Here is an 8,092-nt window from a genome sequence, read left to right as displayed (position 1 = left end):
TAATCATCAAAGAGAAATGCGGATTTACAGACCGGGAAACCGTGGAACAGATCACCGAAAATCCATATCTCCAATACTTCATCGGGCTGGAAAAGTACCAAATAGAACCCCCCTTTGACCCATCGCTAATGGTTCACTTCCGCAAGCGCTTGGATAAGGAAACACTGAACAAAATAAATGAACTGATCTGCAGGGGAAAGCAAACAAAAAAACTAAAGGATCCGGATGAACCAGGTGGACCTCCCCATCCTGGCGGTACCCCTCCCGAACAGGGCTCCAAAACTGCTAAGCCGACCAATAAGGGTAAATTGCTACTTGATGCCACCTGTGCCCCGGCTGATATCCGCTATCCAACAGATCTGTCTCTGCTTAATGAAGCTAGGGAGAAAACCGAAAAGATAATCGACACCCTATATCATACCGGCCTGGGCTTGAAAAGAAAGCCCCGCACCTATCGCCAGAACGCCAGGCGTGATTACCTGAAAATAGCCAAACAGAAGAAACCCCGGGGAAAAGCTATCCGCAAAGCCATCGGCAAACAACTGTCCTATCTGTGCAGGAACCTGAAGACAATAGATTCACTTCTCAACCTTGAGGGACACGGCAATCTAAGCGCCCGGCAAAGCCGTGAACTGGCAACCATCCGGACACTTTACAGCCAACAGCAAGAGATGTACACCAATAAGACCCACCAAATCAAAGACCGCATCGTCAGTATCTGCCAACCCCATATTCGCCCCATAGTACGGGGCAAAGCCAAAGCCAACACCGAATTCGGAGCCAAAGTAGCCGTCAGCATGGTAGATGGCTACTTCTATATCGATCACCTCAGTTGGGATTCCTTCAATGAAAGCTGTGAGTTACAGAAGGCTGTAGAAAATTACAAGGAACGCTTTGGATTTTATCCCAAAGCAATCTTAGCAGATAAAATCTACCGCAACCGGGATAATCGTTCATATTGCAAGAAAAATGGCGTCAGATTAAGCGGTCCACCGCTGGGACGCCCACCCCGGGATGACCGACCAAATAAAGAGCTTGAAAAACGAGATATGAAAGAGCGCAACGAAATCGAAGGTGGTTTTGGAGTAGGCAAACGCAGATATGGCCTAGCCCGGATCATGGCGCGCCTGAAAGAAACAGCTGAAAGCGTGATCATGTTACAGTTCCTGGTAATGAATTTGGATCGGAGGCTGCGGTCTCTTTTTTGCCATTTTTTATACACCCTTTTGGAAGGTATATTTGGTCAAAAAGCAGATAAAAAACAATCTGCTATGTTTTTTAAACCCTTAAGAGTTAACTTTGGCAGTTATTAAATTGTCTAAGAGCGGTTTATAAATATTTTGGGGACTGTTCAGCAAGCCCTAATTAAGCTTATTGAGCAGCCAGCAAGGGGGATATGGAGTGATTACGGATGTGTCGGAAGGTACTATACTAGATGCAATGAAAAAGTTTGATGAAGAATATCGTAATAATGCAGAATGGTTGAACTGGCAAAACAATAAAAACCATAAATATGCTATACAAAGAGAGGGACGGCTGTATCCGGTAAAGCAAATTATATCTATGGCGACAGAGCAGCCGGTAAGCTCATTTAGTGGTGGTGATGAGTCTAATAGTTATCTGGTCAAGAAAGGTTTTAAGATAGTCAATATCTTTCCTGAAAATGAAATAGAGCAAGAAAACGGGGAAAATTCGGAACTCCAGGTTAGAAGCTGGTCTAGACCGGTCGGAATTCCAAATTTAATTGGCAGGAAAAAAGTTGACTGGTCAATTTTTATATATGGCAGTCAAATACCACTTGCGTTTCATCAGTTTTTTGAAGCTGCCAATGGCGACCAACATCTGGAAAAAGGTGAGTCACATGAGGTTCAATTAATTTTCGAAGGGCGGACCTTTAATGCAAAACTATATAACCGAGATCGTGGTGTGGAAACAGATACTTTAATATTAGAATGGCAGGGTAACAACGACTTTAGAGACTTGCTGATTTCGTGTTTATGCAGCAGTTATACTTACCTGGCAAACGAGAGAAATATAAAAGAAGAATCAGGCAGTGGTAGTGGCTATATTAAGATTCCGGATTATAGAGCCGAGTACATAGATTTTATTCGCACTGACACCCCTTTTACCTATCGAATAAATTTTATTACAGTTGATAACCATCCTAATATATGGTGGGTAAACCAGGGTAATTCTTTAACTGCCGAAAGAGAGAAGGGCGTATTGTTTGCCCCGCTTCGCAGCAAGGACGGTAGAGTTATACACCATTGGGAAAATATGAAGGAATTGAAAGTCGGAGATATCGTTGTTCATTACGCTAATAACGCATTAAGGTATGTAAGCAAAATTACATCAACAGCTATAGAAACAGAAAATCCTCATGAACATGAGAATGATGAACAAGGGCGGTTAGCAAGGACTAATTATTATGAACTTAACCCTGTAGTAGATATTCAAGGGATAGCCCAGAGAATCCTGGAGTTGGCTATTTCCCAAGGTCCTATAGATAGTACAGGCAGAGTTAAGCAGGGTTATTTGTTCAAGTTTAATCATGAAGGACTTAAGTATATACAAGAATCACAACCCAGCACTACATGGCCAGAATGGGCAATATTTAATACTGATATAGGCGATGTCAAGAGAAAGACCTTAAATTATAGAGGTATGATATCTTCATTAATCGAACACATTGCCTCCCAGGGCTTCATCTTCGAACCATGGCAAATAGCTACCTATGTTACTGCTTTACGTACAAAACCGTTTGTGATTCTGGCCGGAGTTTCTGGTACAGGAAAATCAAAACTACCGGCACTAATTAGCCAGGCAACCGGCGGGAATTGTCATCTGATTCCTGTAAGACCTGATTGGACGGATAGCTCTGATGTACTGGGTTACTTTGATTTACAGGGGCAGTTTAAACCGGGAGCCTTGCTATGGATCGTTCGGGAGGCAACAAATAATCCCGATAGGCATTTTGTTTGTATTATGGATGAGATGAACCTGGCGCGGGTAGAACACTACTTTGCTGAGGTTTTAAGCCAGGTGGAAAACCGTCACCCAGATAGAGCTGGCAAATTTTATAGCGGACCTCTTATCTGTCATGATTGTAGAGAGGAAGATGAAGAGTGGGGTCAGCAGGTGTTGCCGCCTAACCTGGCTATTGTTGGTACTGTCAATATGGATGAAAGTGCTTATGGGTTCAGCCGTAAAGTACTGGATCGTGCTTTTACCATGGAGTTATCTGAAATACATTTAGATTTGTGGGGAAATGAATTTGATGAGAACCCCGGTATTGAATTATGGCCGGTGGAACTCTGGTTCCCCCGTGCTATTAATCTGAATGGGCTAAGGTATATTTCTGCCGAAGATAAACAGAAGATAGATGAGGTCATTAAGGTACTGACTGAGGTTAATACCATTTTAATTCAGGCGCAGTTGCAGGTTGGTTACCGGGTAAGGGACGAAGTAGCCTTATTTGTATTGCATGCAGAGGATATCATAGATTCGTTCGTTACTACGAATAAGATGCAGGTTAATCCCCTGGATCTGGCCTTACAGATGAAGATTCTACCCCGAATTATCGGCGGCAGCACCCCTATTCGGAAGGTTGTGTTACAGCTGTTAGGTTGGGCTGTTAAAGGGACGAAAAATATAAGCGAAGAGGATGCTCAGATAATTATTGATGATTGGGATAAAAATGGCCGACTTACCTTCTTAGAAAATGCCCGGTATCCTCGCACTGCAGCAAGGCTTTGTCTGATGTGGGAGCGTTTAGTCCACGAAGGGTTTACATCTTTTTGGATGTGATGTCATGAAATTGCTTTTTGAACTACAAAGTGATCGGGTGCATCTGAAATTTAGTCAATCAGTCTACAAAGAACCGGCCATACTACCGAATAAGGATGCAATCGGTCGACTGGTTTTGACCCAACACAGGACGAATCTTGTATGGCACAAAGTATGGCGGCAGGGTCTACCTCCCCAGATCGAAAATTGCCCTAAACAACATGAAGGGCCATGTCTTTTCGAAGAAACCAATTACAAGCTATATGCCAGATGTAATTCCGGATTCAGGCTGGATATAGAACATCCTGATCCGGTCATTATTAGTGATTTAGATCATGATGATCAACACTCGACAGTATATGGGTACATTAACTTTGGTTCTCAGGTAGGTTACAGCGAATTTACCGTTCTGGTTGATGGCAAACCAGAGTTCTCTTTTCAGGTTGAGGTTTTTCCCAGTAAGCTGGACTATGCCAGTGACTACGAAGAAATTCTGGCATCTGTACAGGATATAATGACGGGATTAGCTATGGAATATTTACGCTCAACTTACCAAACTGGTACTACCTTTACTGTTTCTCAATCGACCGATTTAGAATGGTTCATTCTATTGCGGGGTCTGATAGATGAATTAGAAAAAGCATTGAATTATATTGCGCGCAAACCGCTCCGGGGATTAAAAAGGGAGCAGATACCGGTACGGGCGGAAAAGATTAAGCATATTAACGGGCGGGTTTTGGCGGCAGTACGGCGGGGCGCTGGTCGGGGTGGTTTTACCAGGACAAAAAACAATATACCTGTTCGTGAATATATTTACGAAGACCGTCCTCAGAGTACTCTGGATACTGTGGAACATCGCTGGTTATCGCGGCAGCTGTACCTTATTCAGCAGCGATTGAATCAGTTAAGACTGGAAGAACGTCAGTTATACGATACTCCCCGGCGCCGGAAGGCTTTGCAGGAATTAGGGGATATGGGGAAGCGCATACTGCGTTTGCAGGGCTTGGAACCACTGGCGGCCGCAGCTAGTGGTGAAATTCCACAAGGTTTTGTTTCCTTGCAGTTATTAAGATTACCCGGTTACCGGGAAGCCTATAAATACTGCCTGGCATTATCGTTAGGATTGCGAATAGAAGGCGGACCATTACAGTTATCAGTCAAGGATTTAAGCCTTCTGTATGAGTATTGGTGCTATTTGGCCTTGCTTCGTTTAATCAGTGAGGAGACGGGACAGCAGATTCCCGTAAAAGAGTTGTTTGCAGTCCAACAAAATGGCCTGAGGGTTTTATTGAATCGGGGTCAGGAACAACGTGTATGTTTTCCATCAAAAGGAGGTGGGCACATAACAGCCACCTATAATCCCAGTTTTCGGGGGGAGGCTATGCTTATTCCCCAGCGCCCGGATATGGTGATTACCCTGGAAAACAAGGGTTGGCCAGCAATGCATCTGGTTCTTGACGCCAAGTACAGGCTGGATGCTTCACCTGATTACATAGACCGCTATAAATCCGCAGGGCCTCCCGAAGATGCTCTTAATTCTATGCACCGATACCGGGATGCTATTCTGGAATTTCAAAGCCGCAGTGATGAAAGCCCGGTACAAAGAAGAACCGTGGTACAGGCGGCGGCAGTTTTTCCCGGAGGAATAACGAATGTTCCTTTTTGCAAAAGTAGACTGTGGAAAGCCCTGAGACAGATTGGAGTGGGAGCTTTACCGTTTTTACCTGCCAATAAGGAATATGTTAGAGAATGGCTACGCAGTAGATTAAAAATGGGTGGGTTTAGTATTGCCGAACATACTTTACCACATAGCATCTATGAACGGGCCAGGGATTGGCATTCATCTGCAGCGGAACCCGTAGTTGTAGGCACATTGAGTGCCGGGAACCAGCGCCAGCATTTACAATGGATAATTGACAAGCAGTTATATTATATGCCGATGTTAAAAACCCAATTGCGCCAATATGCTACCAAATGGGTGGCGATTTATTCACCACAAGAAATTCGTAGCCCCGGGGCAGTGACCCATTATGCACAGGTGAAAAGCATTGAAATTGTCCAGAGGAAGGAAATACTGACTCCTTGGCCGCCCAAACGCAATTTAGAAGAACCTCAGGTGCTTTTTATATTAGGTGAGGTTTTTGAAAGGAAAATCCCCATAATCAATACCAGCGGTTATAGATTTACCCAACATCGCTGGACCAGCCGGCTGGGTTTGGAGCGTGCGTATAATCTTGAGCAATTGCTACTAGAAACAGAACCCGAATGGCGATTGTTTGAGGATTTAACCGCTCTGGGTGTAAAGTTTACTCTAGATCCTAGTGAACCAGTGCGTTTGCTTGATAAGGATAATCCTTATGGGCGAGTCTGGTTTCGTCTAGATGATGGTTCAAGCATTCGTTATGCTGGGGCATCCGGATATGTCATCAGGCGGATTCCAGGAGGAAGACCGCAATATTTCGTGGACTACCAGGAGCTTATGGGAGAAATAGTAATGACTTCCCTTGGATAGGATATGGAACTACGAAAAACGGAATGAAACACCTGCTTTTGCCCCCGACAAGTCTAACAATGGACGCATTAATCAATGGCGTGTTTTTTGATTGATTGAGGAAAGTGGAGGACTAACCAAAAAGTAATTGAAAGGTTGGCCCAAAGGTGAGTGTTCCCGTAGTTTGTTTTATTCCCTGTTGCAAAGCAAAGAAAGATACAGGCAAAACAGTTACATCGTATTTCCAACCGGATGTAGAATTAGAGCAGTTATTTTGTAGGTTGAAAAGTGCTCGCCAGGGTATGGTGGGTTGTGTTGAAACAGCTTCAAAGATAACATCTGCTTTGTATCTTTACACAGGGCATTTCTATTCAATTCCCGGACTGAAATCGGCTGTTGTTAGACTTATTCGAGCAGGCCAGATGCGTTTGTTTATTATCTCCGCGGGGTACGGACTGCTTGATGCATTTGAGCCTATCCAGAAATATGAGGCTATGATGTCTAGTCGTACTGCTAGGTACTGGCGTGATGTGGGTCTGACTGAAATCATTGCTGATGTTTGCGCGCAATTGAAACCAGAACAAGTTTATGGGTTCTTTGCAGGTGTACCTGAGTGGAAAGGTACACTTGCAAAGTACCGGTATTTTTTTACTAGTGGGGTACAGCAAGCATTAGGAAAGGGGTGGGTCCCGGCGCAGGCAGGGTGCTTTTACAGGAGAAAAGGCAGGGGTGTTACTAGTATTATGAAGGCTTTGGGAATGAGTCTTTATGAATTGCTCAATTCCGGGTTTCAAGATGCATTTCTGCAAGATGTTAAGCTCAATGGCTTTTGCTGGAATAACGTAAAGATTGCATATGATGAGATGCTTCGATAAAATACAATCGTTATTTTTTGGATACCTCAAATGATAAGCAAGAGTGAAGGAAAGGAAAGAGAGAATATGTCCTCATCAAAGTTGTCGATACAGCCTCCAGAAAACAGAAAAAAGCGGGAATTATGACTTATCTGTACCAGCCAATTTAAAAACAGCTAACTCCATTAAAGCAATAGCAACAGAGACCAGAAAGGGTTCTTTGGAACACGATAACCGTCTGGAGCTCTACTTCAATGATAGCAACAATGAGCTTGTATACCCGAACAAACAGAACCCGCAATTGCCAGTTTCTTTTTCCAAACAGGCATCCTTTGAGTCTATAAAACGCAACCTGACAGCAGTAAATAGCTTTGCCGAGTCCTATAAAAAATACACCCAGCAAAAGGACTGTAGTGCTTGTACACGGATATTTGAAATAATCCTCTACTAATTTATAAGCCATATGGAAAATCCGGGACAATTATGCTACACAACTTGGAAGAGATAGCGTAAGGTCGGACTTTCCATCATTTATGTTTCTGGAAGGTTATTGGAAACTAATGTCGAATTTAGTAACAGAGGCAATTTGTTATAAAGTGTTCCAACCTTTAGTTTATAGGGGTTTTTGCACCACAATAATCAAGCGGGTACCAATAAAATATTAGATGTTGTTAATTATAAGGGGGTTTATCAATGCCGACAATCTTTCACAGCACTTCAGAAATGCTGAAAAGCTTACTTGATTCAGTGAAGGATGGAAGAATGCAGTTGCCAGACTTTCAAAGGGGTTGGGTATGGGATGATGAACGAATTAAAAAAACTATTGGTAAGTATTCATAAAATCAATACCCCATCGGTTCCGTAATTGACTTTTGGAAACAGGTAATATAAATAGTTGAAAATTTAAATCCAACGTTTGGTTGGAGGGTGTCAATTTAAATGATCCGCCGGAACCCCAACG

6 protein-coding genes are annotated in these 8,092 nt (G+C 43.3%); all 6 read left to right on the top strand.

Annotation, left to right across the window (positions count from 1 at the left end; genetic code table 11):
* The coding region (locus tag SSCH_RS15320; protein WP_232294533.1) for an IS5 family transposase at nucleotides 1-1,313 on the top strand (1,313 nt) is incomplete at its 5' end.
* A gap of 88 nt (nucleotides 1,314-1,401) precedes the next feature.
* Nucleotides 1,402-3,807: an McrB family protein gene (locus SSCH_RS17050; protein ID WP_052835738.1), complete on the top strand. Its 2,406-nt coding sequence runs from the start codon at nucleotides 1,402-1,404 to the stop codon at nucleotides 3,805-3,807.
* A 4-nt stretch (nucleotides 3,808-3,811) separates the two neighbouring features.
* A complete protein-coding gene (locus tag SSCH_RS15310) occupies nucleotides 3,812-6,298 on the top strand; it encodes a restriction endonuclease-like protein (RefSeq protein WP_044666239.1) in 2,487 nt (828 codons plus the stop codon).
* Between the two features lie 146 nt (nucleotides 6,299-6,444).
* Nucleotides 6,445-7,152: a peroxide stress protein YaaA gene (locus SSCH_RS15305; RefSeq protein ID WP_044666238.1), complete on the top strand. Its 708-nt coding sequence runs from the start codon at nucleotides 6,445-6,447 to the stop codon at nucleotides 7,150-7,152.
* Between the two features lie 43 nt (nucleotides 7,153-7,195).
* A complete protein-coding gene (locus SSCH_RS15300) occupies nucleotides 7,196-7,582 on the top strand; it encodes a hypothetical protein (RefSeq protein WP_044666237.1) in 387 nt (128 codons plus the stop codon).
* Nucleotides 7,583-7,824: 242 nt separating this feature from the next.
* On the top strand, nucleotides 7,825-7,971 hold the full coding sequence (locus SSCH_RS18525; RefSeq protein ID WP_156972355.1) for a hypothetical protein: 147 nt from the start codon (nucleotides 7,825-7,827) through the stop codon (nucleotides 7,969-7,971).
* The last annotated feature ends 121 nt before the right edge of the window (nucleotides 7,972-8,092 follow it).

Source organism: Syntrophaceticus schinkii (assembly GCF_000946815.1).
Classification (GTDB): Bacteria; Bacillota; DSM-12270; order Thermacetogeniales; family Thermacetogeniaceae; genus Syntrophaceticus; species Syntrophaceticus schinkii.
This window is presented reverse-complemented; position numbering and strand designations above follow the sequence as displayed.

Excerpts from the sequence above, each read along its gene's own strand:
- SSCH_RS15310 (WP_044666239.1), top strand. The coding sequence starts at position 3,812 with ATGAAATTGCTTTTTGAACTACAAAGTGATCGGGTGCATCTGAAATTT.
- SSCH_RS18525 (WP_156972355.1), top strand. The coding sequence starts at position 7,825 with ATGCCGACAATCTTTCACAGCACTTCAGAAATGCTGAAAAGCTTACTT.